Raw genomic sequence first — 18,786 nt, 5'->3', positions numbered from 1 at the left:
CCCTCGTAATTCATACCCACAACGATGAGACACAGGAGGAGCAGCATGAAATTTCGCACGGCAGCAAGAGTCGGTATCGCGTGCATGGTGATGGCATCCGCCGCACTCGCGATGGCTCAAGGTCCCGGTCAGGCGAGCGACGCGCCGGGCAAAGCTCCCGCATCGGGCGCGCAGGCGAGACCCGCCGACAGGGAACTGGCAAAGGACGTCCGGCGCGCGATCAGGAAGGCGGGGGGCGTCGACATGGCAGCCCTCAGTGTGCGCGTGAAGAATGGCGTGGTGACGCTGGCGGGATCGGTGCCGTCGGCGATCGAGGCATCGAAGGCGGGAGAGGTTGCCAAAGGTGTGAGCGGCGTCGTCGAAGTCAGAAACAAGCTGACGGTGCAGACCGAAGAGAACTGAAGGCGTACTCACGCGGCCGCGTGTCGTCATGCGCGCGGTCGTCAGAACGGGACCCGTTGGTGAGAAAAAGCGCCCACCCCGCAAGCTAACAGAGGGAAGTCTCAACGCTTCGGCGGAACAGCCTGCTCCCCGTTCAGGATGACCGGCGAATGACCGGTGTACTTCATCAAAAGACGTCAGTCCGACGGCGCATCGTATGGCCGATGAGGGTCGATATCGGCACATGGTGCTGTAATCAACTATGGACCAGCTCATCATTTGCAGAGTTCAGGCTTGGTGATTGCGGCTCCTCGCCCTTAGGCTTGGAAGATCGCGACGAGCGGTTTTCCCGCTGATTTCAGTTGGCCAATTTCCAACGTTGGAAAAGCACGCCATGACGGTTAACCTTGCACAGAACCAGAAGGGGGTCGGTACGGATCGATCGACACCGGCGCGTGGATTGTTGACATTGCTGGTGTTGGGTTGGGGAATCAACGCACCTCAACAATCACCGCGCCAACTGCTCCGCCGCGTCAAGTAGTACCTTTGCAACAGTTGGGGATGACTGTGCTCCTAGTTCAGCCCACTTCCCGAGTTGCGCGGTCAACTTGCGTCTGTTGTGAGTTGGTGCCGCGCTACTCCAAGTGTCCAAATGCTTTTTCGCATTTTCAACCAAATTTACAATCAGCTCAGTAACGTCTTCACCTGACTCGCTCCTAAACGCAGCACTTTAGAACTCCGTTAGGTAATTGCTTACAACACCTTCATTCCGTTCGTCCATCGTTTTAAGCTCCGGATTTAGTTGACATAGTTGCATTGAGGGCAGAGCGTATAGATCGAACCTGCTCACAGCTGCAGTGTGGGCACGCCCCAAAAAAACGCCGACATTTGAGGTCGGCGAAAAAGTCCTGACCATCCGAGCAAGTCAGGACCTGAGAGAGGCCACAAAAAGAGGAAAGACCGATCGTTCTAAAGTGCATGAACAAATATTATACGACTTGTAATCGTTAGATTGTCTGTTATACCAATTAACTTGCGAGATACGTTGCATAACAGGCGCCAACCTCGTGCGATTGGATCCCGGTCCCACCAAACCAGCTAGCGGATTCGCGCGATACCCCATGAATACAGTTTTCCTTTCGACGCAGCCGCCGTTCTCCAAAGCGTAAGAGAGCGCTTCAACTGCTGTTGAGGCGCTTCAATTCCGCTACTGGGTGCACTGATTCCGCTAATACACCGTAGGTCAGGCGATTTGGAGCTTCTGCTCGTTTTCGCTTACCAGGATAAGCAGCCGATCCATGTTTCGTGCTCGCCGCGCGATTGCTGCTGGAAACCGATCGAGTGATGTTCCGTGCACCTCGCAAGGGGGACATGCCGACCTTCCGGCGTACCATTAAGCTGCCAGGAGACCGCGTTGCGTCCCGCGGCAACTACTATCCGCTTTGCTTGGGAAGCGAGGTTGTAAACACCTCGTCGATGATCATCTCAGCACGGATAAAGTCACGTGGCACGCAGGATCTAATGGCAGTGCTGATTGCCCACGCGGCGATCCGAATGCCTCGTCCGACTCGTACCTGCCGTTTAGCACCAGGCCGTTGCCTGACCACTTCATGGTTGGCGTAAAAAGATTAAAATTGTCTAAAGTTCGGCTAAAGTCTGCCGTCACTCAGAAATGTCTTTCGCAGGACCCGAGGGCCGAAACGCGGACATAAGCGTATGCCATGCCCAGCAAAGAGCCGAAGAGGCCAGCTGGATCTAACCCGCGTTTCGCGGGTTTTTTTTGGTCGTCGCTCTGTTGAACCGGGCCGCAATTTCTTATTGAAGGACGGCAACTACCTAGAAGCGCAATTTCGGTTAATTTATGCACTTAGGCCAACTAATTTCCCCTGATTCCGCTTGGACACTCCTGCTTACGCCATTGACATTGCTTCGCAAGCAGGTGTTCGACTTTCTCTGATGCCGCGATTATCGCGTGCAGTCGGGTCTCGCGCATCTGGCGATCGTACTCGTTGATAACCAGCGTGAATTGACTGGTTAGAGCTTCCGTGAATGTCCACACACCACTGCTTGCGCCATTATCTAACGCATCAAAGGCACCTTTTCGGGCCTGTTGAATTAGAGGCAGCGGCAATAGACCATGGCCGGCTGCCGTGATCATCTCGCACATAAGCGAGATCGAAGCCATGTTCATGGCGGCGGCTCTATCGCCTCGGCCTTCCCGCATCGCCTGAAACGACAGGCGCGCTTGTAAGCACAACCGGTCAGACTCCGGCTGTTTTAGAGGCAAATACAACTGCTTTTTGCGGCGCGATTGTACGGTTCTCGATTCGGACGACCTTTTGCGCTTTTTCGATACCGGCATGGTTAAGGCGGGGGCAAAGGGCTCGATAATAGGTCGATAAAAAACGGCGTGTGGTGCAAGGCATGAACAGTCTGAACGGCTGGTGCGAACATCGTGTAAGCAATAAGCTGCGCTATCGCGAACAGTGCCTGAATTTCGCCTGAACCAACAGGTTCGACGCAGCTTTTTGTCTCGAAAAGAGGTTTGATTGTTAATTTCTATCAATCTTCCACGCCTCATCCCTCCGTATTATCGGATATCGTTTTTAAAGGTAGAATTGAGCGCTTCCTATTTGCTGAGAGGGTAGCGCCCCGTGGCACAAGGGAACAACGGCATTAAGCGCCGCCGCGGATAATTCAACAAAGCTCGGTCGGGGCGCTGGTAGCGGCACTCACATCAGGACTGGCACGTCTACGGCCGAATAGCGACGTGCGTCAACGCATGTCCGTTGAACTAAGAAGCGGTCGTTGTCGGCCCGGCGGACCGAGGGACGGGTTCGGACTGGGCAAGCAGGCTTCAGCCGCGTGTTCGGGCCGGACCTCCCTAACTTTCAGGTCAGTCAAATGGATCGAGTATCGCCGCACATTCCTAATCGGGCGAAGTTTTGGCGGGAGCCTGCTTTCGCTGGTATCGAGATGCTACAGGCGACCTACCGTACTCATCGGTTTCCGCCGCACGCGCACGACGAATTTGCCTTCGGCGTCATTGAGCGAGGTGCCCAAACATACCTCGACGCACGTGGACACCGTCTCGTGATGCCCGAACGTACGATCTGCGTCATCAACCCCGGCAGCGTGCACGAAGGGCGACCCGCGCTCGAGGGTGGTTGGGACTATCGAATGATGTATGTGCCGACCGCCGACCTGACGAACATGCTGAACCGTGAGCGCCGGCCATTGAGAGGAACGCTTCATTTCTCCGAAACCGTCATCGACGATCCGCAGACGATGCGGTTGCTGTACGAAGCCCATCGTTGTTCGGAATCGACCGACATTCATCCTTTGGAAACGGCCTCGCGGCTCACCGCAGCGTTGTTCCAATTGGTTCAGCGGCACGCACAGACAGCTCCGCAAACCGACGTTTCAACGTTGCTGCCGGGTGCGGTTAAACGGGCACGCGAATATATCGATGCGCACTTCGTCGAGAACCCGACCCTCGACGCGATCGCAGCAGTCGCCGGAATGAGTTCCTATCAGCTCATTCGCGTGTTCAAGCATTCCGTCGGTATGGCGCCGCACGCGTACCTGGTCCAGCGCCGGGTCGCGATGGCAAAGCAACTCTTGCTCAAAGGACAGCCGCTGAGGCAGGTTGCCGTCGAAGTCGGATACTGCGACCAAGGACATCTAACCCGGGAATTCCGACGCTTTTTCGGCGTACCGCCGAGTCGCTCACGCCGTTAATAAGCGCAACTTTGTCCAAAAGTATGCACCTACGGCGATACACAATCTGGGCACGACAATCATCCCAGAGAGCACGAAATGATCGACTTGCGTAGCGATACTTGCAGCCAGCCCACGGCGGCCATGCGAGAAGCCATGGCGTCCGCACCGGTAGGCGATGACGTCTATGGCGACGACCCGACCGTAAGGGAGCTCGAGCGAGAAGTAGCAGAATTGCTGGGCAAGGAGGACGCAGTATATATGGTGACCGGCACCATGACCAATCAGGTCGCCATCCGGGCTCACACGGAACCGGGCGACGCGGTGCTGTTCGATCAGAACGCACACGTTTATATTCTTGAGGGCGGCGCGCCAGCTGCTTTCTCAGGTGTGCTCCCGCGGCTTTTGCCTGGCGTACGCGGCGTGTTCTCCTCGAAGGACGTGGCGGACGCACTAGGTGTGCCGCATCGATTCTTTCCGGCTACGATCCCCGCCCCGGTCAAGCTGCTATGTCTGGAAAACACTCACAACATCGGCGGGGGGAAAGTCTGGCCGATTGAGCAGCTTGTCAGTGTTTGCGATGCAGCCCGATCGAAAGGCCTGGCGCTGCATCTCGATGGGGCGCGGTTGTGGCATGCAACGGCGGCTACGGGTATTCCTGAGCGCGACTACGCAAAGCACTTCGACACGGTCAGCGTGTGTTTTTCAAAGGCCCTTGGCGCGCCTGTCGGCTCTGCGCTGGCCGGTCCGCGCGACTTCATCGCTCGGGCGCGTCGTTTTAAGCAACAAATCGGGGGTGGCTTCCGTCAGGCGGGCATCATCGCGGCAGGGGCACTCTATGCGCTACGTAATCATCGTACCCGTCTGGTGGAAGATCATGAGCACGCGCAAATGCTTGCCCGTGGAATTGCATCTTTGCCCGGGATCGCACTGGACGTTGCGTCGGTGGAAACCAATATCGTACGTTTCGGCGTGACATCGCTGCCCGCTGGAGAATTCGTCGAGAAGCTCCATGCAAAAGGACTCTACGTTCTTCCCTCAGGCGCTGATGCGGTTCGCTCAATCCCGTACCTGAACATCTCCCGTCAGCAAATTCAGCAAGCTATCGAAGTTATCGCTTCCGTCCTCGAGCCTCACTCGGCTGCTGCGGGGACGCTTGGCTCGCAACCGGGCCGCAGGGCAGCCGCCGGATATTGAACCTTACTCTCCATCCTTTGCGCTGGAACAGCGATTTAAAGGAGACTGTCAATGCCAACCTACATGTCGCGGCTGCGGGAGGCCGCCTGGACGCTCAACTGAAGCAAGCAATCGCTTCCGGCATCACACAGGCGCACAGTTAAGCGACGGGCGCCCAGGCGTTCTTTGCCCAGGTGATCTTCCAGGATATCGCCGCCGGGAATCATTTTCTGGCGGGTCAGCCTAAAGCGTCGGACCACATTTTTGTACACAGGTAGATTCGAGCGGGCCGAACGTCCGAGCAAAAACAACGATTGCTCGAACGTATCGTGACTATCGTGGTTGACGAGGCTCGGACGCCTAGCCGCCACGTTAGGGTCTACCTGTCGGAATTGTCGCCGTCGCAGATGGTCGAATTCGGTAGAGTCCTTCCTGAACCCGGGCGCGAAGTACAGTGGCTCGAGGGGATGTCCCTTGATGATCGAAGATTTCTAGACGCGCTGGGCTGATTCGCTTCATGGTTACGAGCGGCGTGGAGGCAACACCGTCCGTAGGCTCGCGTGACCGGAGGGTTCCTACACCGGCCGTTCGACTGCGATTTGCCCGAACGCCGGCAACGGGTCGAGTACGGCAGCTCAAGCCGGCGGCGCATCGGCATCCCGCGAACCTGTCTTTATCTTCGGCAATCGGCCACCTTCTGCCATTGAGAAATGCATTCGTTTCGGGTACGCCGCTGCTCGCTTGACTTTGGCACCGGCCAAAAAAAGCTGATCTCCGGCTGTGGCCGATCTCGCTTGGGCCCAGAGATTCCGAATAACGCATCTACACGCCTACGGAGACCGCTTTGATGGTTTTGGTAATAGTCATCAAAGTCATTTCAGGACCGAGGCTGCCGGCGCATTTTCGCATCCGAGAACGTGCGGCGCGCATGAGCTGGCTGCGCTGCCGGAATGGCTCGACTCGTGAAGACCCAGCGAGGTAGACGATCGCCGGCCTCTCACGGGGGAGGGCCATGGCCACTTCCCCGGCGGGATCGTCTTTTGCCCAACGCGCACTGGTGAGACAAGGTGCTCGCCGTCAAGCATGGCACCCGCGATTCCTCGCATTGTCAACGGTGCGGTTTTTGGCAAAGGTAAGGGCGTCGGGGAGAAGGTCAAAGGCAAGATCAACCAGAGCGTCGGCAAAGTGACGAACGATCTGGCACAGGCAAGGGGCGACGCGCAGCAGGTCGAAGGCAAAGTGCGCAAAGACATCGGTGACGCCAAGGAGGACCTGAAAGATGCGCCACGGACGATCCAGCGAAGCCGTAACTGGATTCGCGTATAGTCGCCGCGCCGTCTCGGTGCTTGGAACGGCTCAGTTCAGCGCCCGCCTTGCGCGGGCGTATTCTGTTGGATCTTTTTTCGATGGTTCGTCTTCGATGGCCTCGAAACCTTCGCCAGCGGATAAAGCGCGCCGCGGGTAATACACCGAGAGCTCGTCAAGATCGACCTTAGCGCGCTTTAGCCCGAACGTTCCGGCAACTTCTTGCATTTGATACAGCTTGACCGGCCGCGCTCGTCCCTCCAGCGCGCTCGCCACCGTGTGAATCACGGTTTGATCACACCGCATTCCAAAAATGATCTCAACAAGTTCCAGGGGAGAGTCGCGTTCGCCCCGTGGTCCGAGCAGACGCCACTCTTTCTCATAGCGCCAGTCCTGCGCCTTTCTCAACAACACGGCCTCATCAACGGCTACGCGCGCGTCTGCATCACCTGACACCATCTGTGCAACTGCCTTTGCGCTAACTTTTCGGTTGCCGCCGTAAATAACGCGATGAATGTTCGATCGACACTCCACGGGCACGCTATAGCCAATGCAAAGTCCCCCATGTTGATTGCCATAGTGACTCCACATCAGCGGGCAGTTATATCGCTTAGCAAGCGACAAAATCCCCTTGTCGGACTGATGGAGAAGCTCACGCTCCATAGCGTAAGAGAGCAGGTGAACATACGCTTCGGCCTGGTTCACATTTTCAGGATCGGTGGCTTGGTAACGAAGCATTTTGAGATTTTGATCTGCCTCAGAACGAGCAAGCTTCGCGATGTGATCCATTGTTCTCGGTCCACGATACCGAATGGCGCGGGCATTTGCTTTCAACGCGCTTTCGATGCGACGTCTGACCAGCTCCGATACGGCGTGCTCCAAAACCTGAACGTCACAATCAGCTTCAACGCATGGTTTTGTATCGAGGGGATCGTTGAACGTGTTCGGGTCAGCGTAATAAACAAGGTCGCCACAGATAAGCTTCATCGAGCGCTCATCGAAGTGGCGATACTTATACAGCACGTTCGGTACAGCCTTCTCCATACGATGCTCACGAGATAACGACCGCCTCGATGATAGAGCATCGAATCGCATGGCGCCTGCCTCCAAACTGCCCTTGGGCGAAGTCAAAGAAGCTTTTGACGCGTTGTCGTTCGCGCGATTACGCAAAACCCACGCGTGGAACTGCAGCAGCGTCATGCGCATGATGACGGTACTGATGCAAAAAACCTCGACGTTTTCGAAAACATGCGCAGGTCGAATGTGCTCACGCTGGACACAAGGCGAGCGTGTCGCTTCTTCGGAGCAGGTGACTCATCATGGTGTGACGATGCACCAGGCAACCGGCGCTTCGCTGAAAACGCGGAAAAATGAAGAGTGTCACGCTGAGGACGATCGGACTTATCCTGATCGGCCAGTTGTTATTGGGTCCGAGGCGGGTTCTAATTGATGTGGTCGCGCCGGACCGTATGCGCGCGGCCCCACGTTTTTACGGCGCAAAGCAAGTAGGATTGTTGTGGGCAGTTGATTTGCCAGAATGAAGAAAGCCGGCGCTGGCCGGCTTTCGGATAAGAGGACGAGATACCGATTGCATGCTTTCTCAGGGCCAGCATCGGTCTCGTCCGTGTCATGAACCCACCTGTGGAGGTAAGCACATGGCAACTGCTACGGCGGAGGAATGGATTGAAGCCATTTCCTACCTATGTATCGGGGTCGTGCGACTGATCGCGCTGATCGGCGGCTAACGGTAAACCGGCGGGCGCTACCTGGCCGGCCGGTTTAGCCACCTTAACACGCTGTAGCATAGGCTACAACGCGAAAACCCGTAGATATTCGGCTTTAACCGAGATGCACAGGCGCCACGACGGCCACTGTGTGTCGTCAGCATGGCTCCCTGCGCTTTCCTAGGACCGAGGGCACGCTGCGTCTGCGTGTCCATTATCGATTCAACGGGATCTCGACGGAACCGATAGCGTCATGCTCGACGCGCGATGGTGCAGTCATGATGTGACCCATGGGTTTTTTGAGTTGAGCGCGGTGGCGTGTCCGCGCTCCGTTGAGACATCAAGTTCACGTTAAGGCGTGTTGCGGGCACCTTTATGCGGAATGCCGTGTGGATGCGATTCGGATTGTTCATGTCTTCGGGCGACAAATTGCCGTCGGCCAGGTATTCGTCAGCCCGCGCAGTTTCAGGATAGCGCTCCGGGTGCAGATGCCGTCCGCGATAGCAGCATCGAAAGTCCGCGACCACTTGGCGATCACGACCGTCGCGAGGCTATTGCCAATGGTATTGCAAGTGGCGATCGCCATCGACAGGAAGCGGTACACGCCGAAGATCAGCGCGAGGCCTTCGACCGGAAGGATGCCCGTGGACGTGACCGTCGCCGCGAAGACGACGAACGAGCCGCCCGACACTGTGGCCGCGCCCTTCGACGTGAGCAGCATGAGCAGCAGAATGCCGATCTGGTGATCCAGGGCGATCGGCACGCCATACGCGTGAGCGATGAACATCACGCCCATCGACATGAAGATCGACGTGCCGTCGAGATTAAATGCTGATGAGGGGCTTTAATTCTGCTACTGGGTGTACTGATTCTGCGATACACCGTAGGTCAGGCGATTTGGAGCCTCTGCCGGTACTTGCTTAACAGAATAAGCAGCCGATCCATGTTTCGTGCTCGCCGCGCAATGGTTGCTGGAAATTGCTCGAGTGTTGTTCAGTGCACCTCGCAGGCGGCGATGTCGGTGTCGAGCCATATCCGCTTCCAACCCGGGGGGCGGCTATATCAACGGGATTGAGCACAAGACATCGAAAGCAGTAGAGCAGGTGTGGACGGTCTGACATCCACTTGCTGTCTAACTCGTGCGCCTGTTCTCCTGTGTTCCTCCAATGCTACGACCCCGGAGTCCAGCCCGATTCGTCTCCAGTGAAGTAGGGGCAATGCCCAACAGTCTTCGAAACATGCGGCGGTGAGCGAAAGGACGTCGCAGCGGTACGCCTGAGCGCACCTGAGATTTCTCAACGCTGAGACAGCCGCACCGAGACCCCGCGGCATCGGTCGCATCGCATGTACCCTAGCTTCCTTGTCCCTGCTGGCTTCGCGAGGCACGCGCAGGACGCCCGCCATGCGGGAAGGCGCTTGGCATGGCCGTTGCATTGCACTGCGCAAGGCGGTTAGCGCAACATATGCTTCCCCTGTGGAACGACAGAAGGCAACGGGAGACATCGTTATGAGCAATCAGCGGACGGAAGACATCTTGCGCGAGGATGCGGCAACCTTGCAGCGGTTCGGCTACGAGCAGGAGTTGTCGCGCCGCATGTCCGCGTTCGGCAACTTCGCAGTATCGTTCATGGTGATAGGCGTGTTCTTTGGCGTGAGCGTGAACATGCAGCAGGGCATTGGCTCCGCGGGCATGTTCGGACTCACGGCGATGTGGCTCGTCGGTGGCGTGATCGCGCTCGCGACCGCACTGTCACTCGGCGAGATCAGCTCGGCGATACCGACAGCGGGCGGCCTTTATCATTGGTCGTCAGTGCTAGGCGGCCGCGGCTGGGGCTGGGCAACCTCGTGGATTAATTTGCTTGCCTATGTATTCTCGGTCGGCGGCACGGCGGTGGCGACCTATCTGGTATTCAACCAGATGGTGCTTACTGAGATCTTCAAGATTGACACCTCGCAATGGGGCTATTTTCAGCAATTGCTCGGCGTCTCCGTGCTCATGCTGACTTGGGCCGTCTTCAACCATATCGGCGTGCGCACTCTGTCGCGGCTCGTGGAGATCGGCGCATACATTACGTTCGTCGGCGCGACGGCACTGTGCGGAATCATGCTGTACAACATTCAACCTGCCAATCTCGCGCATCTGTTTGACTTCGTGAACAACACTGGCGAGGCGGGCGGCAATGTGGTGCCGCACACGACGAATCTGCTGCTGGTCTGCGGCTACGCGCTGTTGCTGCCGATGTGGCTCGTCACCAGTTACGACGCGTCCGCGCACGTCTCCGAGGAAACGGTCGATGCGACGCGCGCAGTGCCAAAGGCGATGAAGAACTCCGTCCTTTTCTCGGTCATTCTAGGCTTCGTGCTGTTCGTGATCTTCGGTCTCGCAATGCACGACCCCGCAGAGATTGCGCGCAAGGGTCCCGACGGCTTTCTCCGGCTCTATGAAGAAGTAGTGGCGCCGCAATGGCTCAAACACTTCGTCGGCTTGTCCATTGCGATTTCCGTTTATATGTGCGGTGCGAGCTGCATGACCGGATTTTCGCGCGCGCTTTACTCGTTCGCGCGCGACGGTGGCCTGCCAAAAAGCTGTGCGAAGGTCTCGCGTTCGTTCCGCACGCCGGCCGTGGCGATCTGGTCGGGCGCGGTCGCGGGTGTCGCGGTCACGCTATACTCGCCGGCTTTCGCGGCGCTCACCGCGGGCACCGCGCTTTTCTATCAGATCTGCTACGGCATGGCGATCCTCGCCGCGATGTTCGCCAGGGAGCGCAGCTACGGACCGTTTCGTCTCGGTGTCTGGTCGAAACCTTGCGGCGTCGTCGCGGTGGTAGGGGGCATGTTTATCGTGTGGGTGGGTTTGCAGCCGCCAACCGAAATTCTTCGGCATTATTTCGTCGGTCTGTTCGCGGTGCTCGCGGTGGGCTGGTTTGGCCTGGAGCGCCGCCGCTTTCCGGGACCGCCCGCCGGAATGGCGGGCACGCAAACGCGCGACACCACCATCGAACTGAGGGAAGCCTCACCGGATGCTGCCAAATGAAGACTCCGTCCTCGGCCAGAGCCGCGCCGGCCGGCTCCTCGTCGTCGGCGGCGGGTTGGTCGGCCTGGCAACCGCGCACGCGCTACTGCGCGATGGACTTGCCGTCACACTGATCGATCCCGGCATCGCCAATGCTCGATGTTCCTTCGGCAACGCGGGCAGCATCAGCGCCGGCTCGGTCGCACCGCTTGGCATGCCAGGCGTGTTCCAGCAAGTGCCGGGCTGGCTGCTGGATCGGCAATCGCCCTTGCACGTGACCACGCGCTACTGGCCGCGCGTGATGCCGTGGCTCTTGCGCTTCGTGCTCGCCTCGCGGCAGGAGCGGGTCGAGCGGATATCGCGCGCGCTCAAGCCCTTGCTCGAAGACTCGATCCCGCTCTACAAGCGCCTGCTCGGCGATATCGGCGCGCTTGACCTGATCACCGAAACTGGTCAGCTTCAGCTTTATCCGTCCGAGGCGTATCGCAACAAAGACGCCGGCGCGTGGACGCTGCGCCGCGACTGTGGCGTGGCGCTCGACTATGTCGGCCGCAGGGAGATCGACGATCTTGAACCTGCGGTCGGCCCGCGCTACACGTGCGGGGTGTTCCTTCCGAACGAGGGTCTTGTCGTCAATCCGGCCCGTCTCGTCGATGTCCTTACCACGAGTTTCGCCGCTGCCGGCGGCACGCTGATCCACGCACGAGCGAAGAGCTTTCTTCTCGACGCGGGCGTCGTGCGCGGTGTAGAAACGGATGCAGGGCGCGTAACGGGACGCGCGGTAGTGATCGCGGCGGGCGCATGGTCGCGCGAACTGTCCCGCCAACTCGGCGACGATTTGCCGCTGCAGACGCAACGGGGTTATCACCTCACGTTTCCCGCGCCGCACGTGAACATAGGGCGCGTGGTGGTCGCAGTGGATCGGAAATGCTTCATCAGCCCGCTGGAGACGGGGTTGCGAATCGCGGGCACGGTGGAGTTCGACAGTCTCGCGGCCGCGCCGAATTACGATCGCACGGATGCGCTCGTCAGAACCATCGAAGACCTGCTGCCGGGCGTGAATACCTCCGATGCAACGGCTTGGATGGGCAATCGCCCATGTTTCCCGGATTCCATGCCGGTGATCGATCGTGCACGGCGTCATTACAATGTGTTCTATGCGTTCGGCAACGGCCATCTCGGACTTACCGGTGCGCCTAAAACCGGGCAACTCGTCGCGGACATGATCGCGGGCCGCGAGCCGTCCATCGATATTCGTCCGTTCAGCGCAAGCCGCTTCTAAACGACGCTGGCGTTCGCATCGCCGATGCGAACGCCAGCGTGTCCTGCTTCAATCTAGCCGTTTACACCGTCGATGATTCGAGGTCCGCGCAATATGCGCGCAGCTTCGGCATCACTTCAGTGGCGAGCAGGCGCATCGACGTCTTGTGAACTTCTGGCTGGTCCCAGTCCTTCTGCGTGGCGAGGAGCGTGCCGAACGGGCCGCCGACGTAATCGACGAACGCAACCAGCTTGTCGAGCACGGTCTTCGGCGAGCCGGACATCACCATCCAGTCAAGACACTTCTTCGCCGTGACTTCGGCGTCGGGAATGTCGGCGCTCGGTTTCAGCACGCCCAGCATATTGAAGAGCGCCATGTCTTCGATAATGTAGTCGTAGTACCAGGAATAGCTCGATTCACCATCCAGATACTCGGCTGCTTGTTCGTCGGTTTCGGCGACAAGAATTGATCGAGCCACGCGCCATTGCGAACGGTCGGCGAGACGGCCCGACAGCTCGCAGCCCAGCGCGTACTGTTCCCAGTGCGACTTCGCGTGTACCGGCGGGATGAAGTTGGCGGAGACCACGCCCCAGCCCTTCATGGCCGCATGCTTGGCGCTGCTCGAGTTCGGGCTCATGCAGGAGATCGCCAGCGGCGGATGCGGCTGCTGATACGGCTTGAGCATCGGACCGAAGCCGATCGATGGATGCACGTTCTTGTCGATCACGACGTCCCAGTACTTGCCCTTGATGTTGTACGGTGCGTCGCCCGACCAGATCTTGTGGATGATTTCGACCGAATCCACGACCATCTCGGCGCGATTCTTTTCGCTGGTCCCGAATAGCTCCATGTCGGAGACCAGACCGCCGGGACCGACGCCCATGATGAAGCGACCCTGCGAGAGATGATCAAATTGCGCGACGTCGCCCGCCACGGCTGCGGGATGATGCTGCGGCAGATTGATCACGCCCGTCGCGAACTTAATATCGCGCGTGGCGTGGACCAGCGATGCGAAGAACTGCAGAGGATTTGCGATCGGTTCCGCGCTGCATGAATAGTGTTCCCCGACCCAGGCTTCGGCATAGCCAAGCTTGTCGGCCATGATGATCGCTTCGCGATCCTGCTTGAGCAGTTCGGTGTAATTCCGCTTGGGGTCATGAAGCGGCATCATGAAAAGGCCAAGTTTCATTCTAGTTCCTTGAGCAACGGGTTGGATGAATGCAAGGCCGTCCGGGCCTTGCCCTGAAAAAGGCAAGTCGTATGCCAATCACGTTTTCGCGCGTAAGCGTCTGAAAACACGGCAAATTCCGTCCGATCGCGACGAGTGCAAAAAGACCTGTCTCACGGGCGCGACGATTTCTCATCAGATGCTGAGACGGACTGATGTTCATCGCACTAGGTCATCGCCGATCGAATGGTCCACATCTTGCAGAACATGTTTTGCAAGCATTCACTCGTGGAACCATCCTCATGAACAACATCGATCCGAATTTCCTCATGCCCGACGTCCAGGCGTTTCCCGATAACCGCCGCATCGCGATACGCCGCGTCGGCGTGCGCGGCATTCGCCGTCCCGTTGCCGTACGCATGCGCGGCGCAGCGAGCGCGACGACCGTCGGTGTCTGGAATATGGATGTTTATTTGCCCGCATCACAGAAGGGCACGCACATGTCGCGCTTCATCGAACTACTCGAACGGCATACGGCCGCGCTTTCGACCCGCAGTCTGTTCGCGCTGCTGACGTCGATGCAGGAAGCGCTCGAAACGCACGCGGGCCGCATCGACGTGAGCTTTCCGCTGTTTCTGGAGAAGGCCGCGCCAGTCTCGCAGGTATCGAGTCTGATGGATTACGAAGTGACGATGACCGGCGAGATCACGCGTGAAGACGCGCGTATCACGCTCAAAGTGCTGGTGCCCGTGACCAGTCTATGCCCGTGCTCGAAGAAGATCTCGCGGCACGGTGCGCACAACCAGCGCTCGCACGTCACGATCACCGCGACCGTAACCGGCGATATCGCGCCCGAAGAACTGATTGCGATCGCCGAGCAGGAAGCATCGTGCGAACTCTGGGGCTTGCTTAAGCGTCCCGACGAGAAGTACGTGACCGAGCGCGCTTACGAGAATCCCAAGTTCGTCGAAGACTTGGTGCGCGATATCGCGCATCGACTCTATAACTTCGCGGGAATCGAATCGTTCGTGGTCGAGGCGGAGAACTTCGAGTCGATTCACAACCACAGCGCGTATGCACTTGTCGACTCCAGCGATCTCACTGAGGACACAAGAAGCGCGTCGCAGTCGTGCGAATGCATCGCGTGAAGTCTCATGAATGAGACCCGGAAACGCGTGCTTCGGATGCAATGCGCGCGTGAACGGTGCTGCGACTTAGCCCGGCAAATTGGCATAGGCCTTGCAATATCACCATCGCCGGGCCGCGTGGCGGTCCTCCAAGAGAAACGAAGCGCCTTAAGACCGGAAGCGAGCTATGCCTATGCTGAACCAACTCACCCCTGCCCATGTGCTGATCGACGAGATTCGTCGCGGACGCATGGTGATCCTGGTCGACGATGAAGACCGCGAAAACGAAGGCGATCTCGTGATCGCCGCCGAAGCGGTGACGCCGGAGATCGTTAACTTCATGGCGCGTGAAGCGCGCGGCCTGATCTGCTTGACGCTCACGCAGGAGCGTTGCCGCCAGCTCGATCTGAAGCCAATGGTCGCTAGCAATACTTCGCAACACGAGACGGCGTTCACGGTCTCCATCGAAGCGGCGCGCGGCGTGACGACCGGTATTTCTGCGCACGATCGCGCAACCACCATCCTTACCGCCGTCGCATGCAACGCGTCACCCGCCGATATCGTGTGTCCGGGCCATATTTTCCCGCTCTGCGCCAAGGCTGGCGGCGTGCTTGAACGCACGGGCCACACCGAAGCGGGCACCGACCTCGCGCGGCTCGCGGGTTTCGAGCCCGCCTCCGTGATCTGCGAAGTCATGCGCGACGACGGCACCATGGCGCGCCTGCCGGATCTGCTCGAGTTCGGGCAGCGTCACGGCATTCGCGTGGGCACCGTCAAGAGTCTTGTCGAGTATCGCAGGCGCTACGACGCGCGCGTGTGGGTATCTGCTCGGCGCACGGTGATGAGCGACTTCGGCTCCTTTGAGCGCATTACGTTCCGCGATGGCGTGACGCACGCCGAACATGTCGCGCTGGTGCGCGGCCGTCCGTCATCGGCGCTGCCGACCGCCGTGTTCCTCGAAGCACGCGAAGCGGACGCTGCGTGGATCGACACCTCACTGTTCGATCCGCAGGGCCGGCTTGCGCAGGCCTTGTTCTCGCAGCCGGGATCAAACGCGGCGGTCTTGCTGCTGCTAAATCTGGATGCGCGCGGCGATAACCTATCGCTCAGCGTGCGGCAGATGAACGAGGCGTATGCGCGCGGCAACGATGTGATGTCGCAAATTCTGTCGGATCTGCACATACGCCAGCCCGTGTTCGTCGATGTTGACTGCGCGCGGCCGGTTGTGGCGCTCGCCGCCTGAGCACAAGAAGCAAGAGTTAGCACGAACGCAAGCACTCAACCCCAGAACATTATCTTCCGGTCTCGTTGCCCGTCCGCGTGGGGTGGCGCCGGTGGGACCGGGCAACAACCTGAGGCACTATGAAGATTCAAAGCGCAAATGTCTATCTGATTAAGAGCGGATATGTGAATCCTGTCATCGTCGAACTGATGACGGATGAGGGTGTGACGGGCATCGGCGAAGCGGCAATTGCTTACGGCATCGGCAGCACGGCGGCGGCCGGGATGATCAAGGATCTCGTCGAGCGTTTGGTGCTTGGCCACGATCCGGCGCGCATCGAACAACTGTGGTCGGAAATGTACGATATGTCGTTCTGGGCTAAGGGCGGCGGCGCGATCACCTTCGCGGGCATCAGCGCGATCGAGCAGGCGATGTGGGATATCAAGGGAAAGGCGGCCGGCCTGCCGGTGTATGAATTTTTCGGCGGCAAGATTTTTGATGACGTGCCGGTCTACGCGAACGGCTGGAATTATCACTGCCTCGGTGCGGAAGAATGGGCTACAGCGGCTGCCCGTCCGATCGAAGACGGCTACAAGGCGCTCAAGTGCTACCCGCTGGCCACGCAGGACCATCTGGGCCGCTTGAAGCACGTGACCCGCCGCGCACACGATCGCGAATTCACCGAACTGGCTTATCAGCGCGTGAAGAAGCTGGTGGAGTTCGTCGGATCGGATGTGGAGATCATGCTCGATCTGAGCGGAGGCCTGACGACCGATGAAACCATCCGCCTGTGCCAGCGTTACGAAGACCTGGGCATCCGCTGGCTGGAAGAACCGTGCGATGCCTTTGATGTTGGCGCGCTTAGGCGCATTGCCGATTCGACCAATATGTCGATCGCGGCGGGCGAGCGTCTTTATACACGGTATGGCTTCCGCAAAGTGCTGGAGCCGCAGGTGGTGGATATCGTGCAGCCGGATATCGGCAACACAGGCGGCCTGATGGAAACCAAGAAGATTGCCGCGATGGCCGAAGCCTTCAACCTGAGAGTCGCGCCGCACAACTGCGCGAGCACATTGTGCACGGCGGGCACGCTGCAAGTGTCCGTCACGCTCGCCAACTTCATGACGCTCGAAATCTACCCGTATTTCAGCGATGCCCCAAACTACGTACAGGTGCTCGAAAATCCGCCGGAAGCGCGCATCAAGGATGGCCGTCTCGCGGTGGAAGACAAGCCGGGCCTCGGCGTGACGCTCGCGAAGGAAAACGTGAAGCCGTTCCTTTGGGCCGAATGCAGACTGTAATTTAGCGATAAAGCGGTGTTAATACCGCGCGCCGTTGCGTGTCTTGCGCGACGGCGTTTTCGTATATGGAGGACGTGAATGAAGAGCAAGCCGGTTCTGACCGAAGCCGAGCTGAAGACCATGCTAGATGCAGCCGCCGCTGAGGCGAATCGCAATGCATGGCCGGTGGCAATCGCAATTGTCGATGACGGCGGACATTTGCTGTCGTTTCTGCGGCTCGACAACTGCACGCCAGTTTCGTCGGAAATCTGCATCGAGAAGGCGCGCGCGGCGGCTCTCGGACGCCGCGAATCGAAGGTTTATGAGGAGATGATTAACGGCGGACGCACGGCGTTCCTCAGTGCGCCGCTGCGGGGAGCGCTGGAAGGCGGCGTGCCCGTCGTGGTCGATGGACAGGTGGTCGGAGCGGTGGGTGTGTCGGGAGTAAAAGCGCCGCAGGATGCGCAAGTGGCGAAGGCGGGAGCGGCGGCGGTGGCGTAAAGGGCGTGATCGGGGCAGGGCAGGGAATCTGCTCGGGATTTCTCAATGCAATGCCCCGGAAGCCTCCGGGGCATTCAACCCGCTCCAGTCAGCGCCTCAACACCACCACCGCGTCGTCATTCCACCCCAATCGCACGCGATGCCCGACCTCCAGCGCGATGCCTGACGAAGGCCGCGCCGTCTGACACGTCATCACATCGCCAGATGCGCCTTCCACGCGGTACACCACGCGGCTGCCGATGAACGCGATGTCCTGCAAAGTGCCAAGCATCGAATTAATGGTCGGCGCCCGCACATTTGCACTATCGTCCGCGCACAAGCTGATGCACTCTGGCCGGATGGACAAGGACACGTCGTCGCCGCTCATGCTGCCGCGCGCCGCACCGCGAATCGTGCCGCCGCCTTTTGCCGACACTGACGCCAGATTCGCATCGACCGATTCTACCCGTCCCGCCACGATATTCGTCTCACCGAAGAACTGCGCGCAGAAGAGCGTTTCCGGCGCCGCATACATGGCCTCGGGCGCGGCGAGCTGTTCGATGGTCCCATGGTTCATCAGCACCACGCGGTCCGACAGCACCATCGCCTCGTCCTGATCGTGCGTGACGTAGATGAAAGTCGTGCCCGTTTCCTGATGAATCCGCTTCAACTCGCGCAGCATGTGATGGCGAATCTTCAAATCGAGTGCGGCGAGCGGTTCGTCCAACAACAGCACATCGGGTTCGTTGACGAGTGCGCGCGCCAGCGCCACGCGCTGCGACTGCCCGCCGCTTAGTTCGTGTATCCAGCGGCTCGCATGGCCCGATAGCTGCACGAGTTCGAGCATGCGCTTCACGCGCCAGTCGATCTCATCGGCGCGCACCTTCTTCAGCCGCAAACCGAACGCGACATTGTCGTACACATCGAGA

At 59.0% G+C, this 18,786-nt stretch carries 14 protein-coding genes and 1 pseudogene; 10 read left to right on the top strand and 5 right to left on the bottom strand.

Annotation, left to right across the window (positions count from 1 at the left end; translation table 11 throughout):
• Positions 1-45 precede the first annotated feature (45 nt).
• Positions 46-402, top strand: a complete 357-nt coding sequence (locus tag P9250_RS30580; protein WP_310396973.1) for a BON domain-containing protein — start codon at positions 46-48, stop codon at positions 400-402.
• A 1,855-nt stretch (positions 403-2,257) separates the two neighbouring features.
• On the opposite strand, the gene P9250_RS30575 is transcribed toward P9250_RS30580, so the two are convergent.
• The gene (locus P9250_RS30575) at positions 2,258-2,743 is read right to left on the bottom strand and encodes a hypothetical protein (RefSeq protein ID WP_310396971.1); all 486 of its coding nucleotides are present in this window, start codon (positions 2,741-2,743) and stop codon (positions 2,258-2,260) included.
• A 542-nt stretch (positions 2,744-3,285) separates the two neighbouring features.
• Here P9250_RS30575 and P9250_RS30570 point away from each other — a divergent pair.
• From P9250_RS30570 to P9250_RS30560, 3 genes are all read left to right on the top strand, one after another.
• Entirely contained in the window at positions 3,286-4,122 is an 837-nt protein-coding gene (locus P9250_RS30570) for an AraC family transcriptional regulator (RefSeq protein ID WP_310396969.1), read from the top strand.
• 78 nt (positions 4,123-4,200) lie between these two features.
• Complete coding sequence (locus P9250_RS30565) at positions 4,201-5,298, top strand: GntG family PLP-dependent aldolase (protein WP_310396967.1); 1,098 nt, start codon at positions 4,201-4,203, stop codon at positions 5,296-5,298.
• 1,062 nt (positions 5,299-6,360) lie between these two features.
• Positions 6,361-6,603, top strand: coding sequence for a CsbD family protein (locus P9250_RS30560; RefSeq protein ID WP_310396965.1), 243 nt, complete (start codon positions 6,361-6,363; stop codon positions 6,601-6,603).
• A gap of 30 nt (positions 6,604-6,633) precedes the next feature.
• Here the strand turns inward: P9250_RS30560 and P9250_RS30555 are convergent, their stop codons facing one another.
• Both P9250_RS30555 and P9250_RS30550 read right to left on the bottom strand, forming a co-directional pair.
• Positions 6,634-7,788 carry a DUF2971 domain-containing protein gene (locus P9250_RS30555; RefSeq protein WP_310396963.1) on the bottom strand — a complete coding sequence of 385 codons (1,155 nt, stop codon included), beginning with the start codon at positions 7,786-7,788 and terminating at the stop codon, positions 6,634-6,636.
• 869 nt (positions 7,789-8,657) lie between these two features.
• Positions 8,658-9,138 (bottom strand): annotated as a pseudogene (locus P9250_RS30550) (cation:dicarboxylate symporter family transporter); the annotation flags it as partial.
• 675 nt (positions 9,139-9,813) lie between these two features.
• Here P9250_RS30550 and P9250_RS30545 point away from each other — a divergent pair.
• Positions 9,814-11,340 (top strand): amino acid permease, encoded by a 1,527-nt coding sequence (locus P9250_RS30545; protein ID WP_310396961.1) that lies wholly within the window; start codon positions 9,814-9,816, stop codon positions 11,338-11,340.
• Positions 11,327-12,601 carry an FAD-dependent oxidoreductase gene (locus P9250_RS30540; protein WP_310396959.1) on the top strand — a complete coding sequence of 425 codons (1,275 nt, stop codon included), beginning with the start codon at positions 11,327-11,329 and terminating at the stop codon, positions 12,599-12,601. Before P9250_RS30545 ends, P9250_RS30540 begins: the two co-directional genes overlap by 14 nt.
• A gap of 61 nt (positions 12,602-12,662) precedes the next feature.
• On the opposite strand, the gene P9250_RS30535 is transcribed toward P9250_RS30540, so the two are convergent.
• Positions 12,663-13,769 carry an LLM class flavin-dependent oxidoreductase gene (locus P9250_RS30535; protein ID WP_310396957.1) on the bottom strand — a complete coding sequence of 369 codons (1,107 nt, stop codon included), beginning with the start codon at positions 13,767-13,769 and terminating at the stop codon, positions 12,663-12,665.
• Positions 13,770-14,050: 281 nt separating this feature from the next.
• Here P9250_RS30535 and folE2 point away from each other — a divergent pair, with 281 nt between their 5' ends.
• From folE2 to P9250_RS30515, 4 genes are all read left to right on the top strand, one after another.
• Entirely contained in the window at positions 14,051-14,896 is an 846-nt protein-coding gene (gene folE2, locus P9250_RS30530) for a GTP cyclohydrolase FolE2 (RefSeq protein ID WP_310396955.1), read from the top strand.
• Positions 14,897-15,068: 172 nt separating this feature from the next.
• Entirely contained in the window at positions 15,069-16,118 is a 1,050-nt protein-coding gene (ribB, locus tag P9250_RS30525) for a 3,4-dihydroxy-2-butanone-4-phosphate synthase (protein ID WP_310396953.1), read from the top strand.
• 119 nt (positions 16,119-16,237) lie between these two features.
• Positions 16,238-17,398, top strand: a complete 1,161-nt coding sequence (locus P9250_RS30520) for a mandelate racemase/muconate lactonizing enzyme family protein (RefSeq protein WP_310396951.1) — start codon at positions 16,238-16,240, stop codon at positions 17,396-17,398.
• A gap of 78 nt (positions 17,399-17,476) precedes the next feature.
• The gene (locus P9250_RS30515) at positions 17,477-17,878 is read left to right on the top strand and encodes a heme-binding protein (protein WP_310396948.1); all 402 of its coding nucleotides are present in this window, start codon (positions 17,477-17,479) and stop codon (positions 17,876-17,878) included.
• Between the two features lie 88 nt (positions 17,879-17,966).
• Here the strand turns inward: P9250_RS30515 and P9250_RS30510 are convergent.
• Positions 17,967-18,786 (bottom strand): ABC transporter ATP-binding protein (locus P9250_RS30510; RefSeq protein WP_310396946.1); only part of this gene is annotated, 820 nt, incomplete at its 5' end.

Source organism: Caballeronia sp. LP006, assembly GCF_031450995.1.
GTDB lineage: Bacteria > Pseudomonadota > Gammaproteobacteria > Burkholderiales > Burkholderiaceae > Caballeronia.
This window is presented reverse-complemented; position numbering and strand designations above follow the sequence as displayed.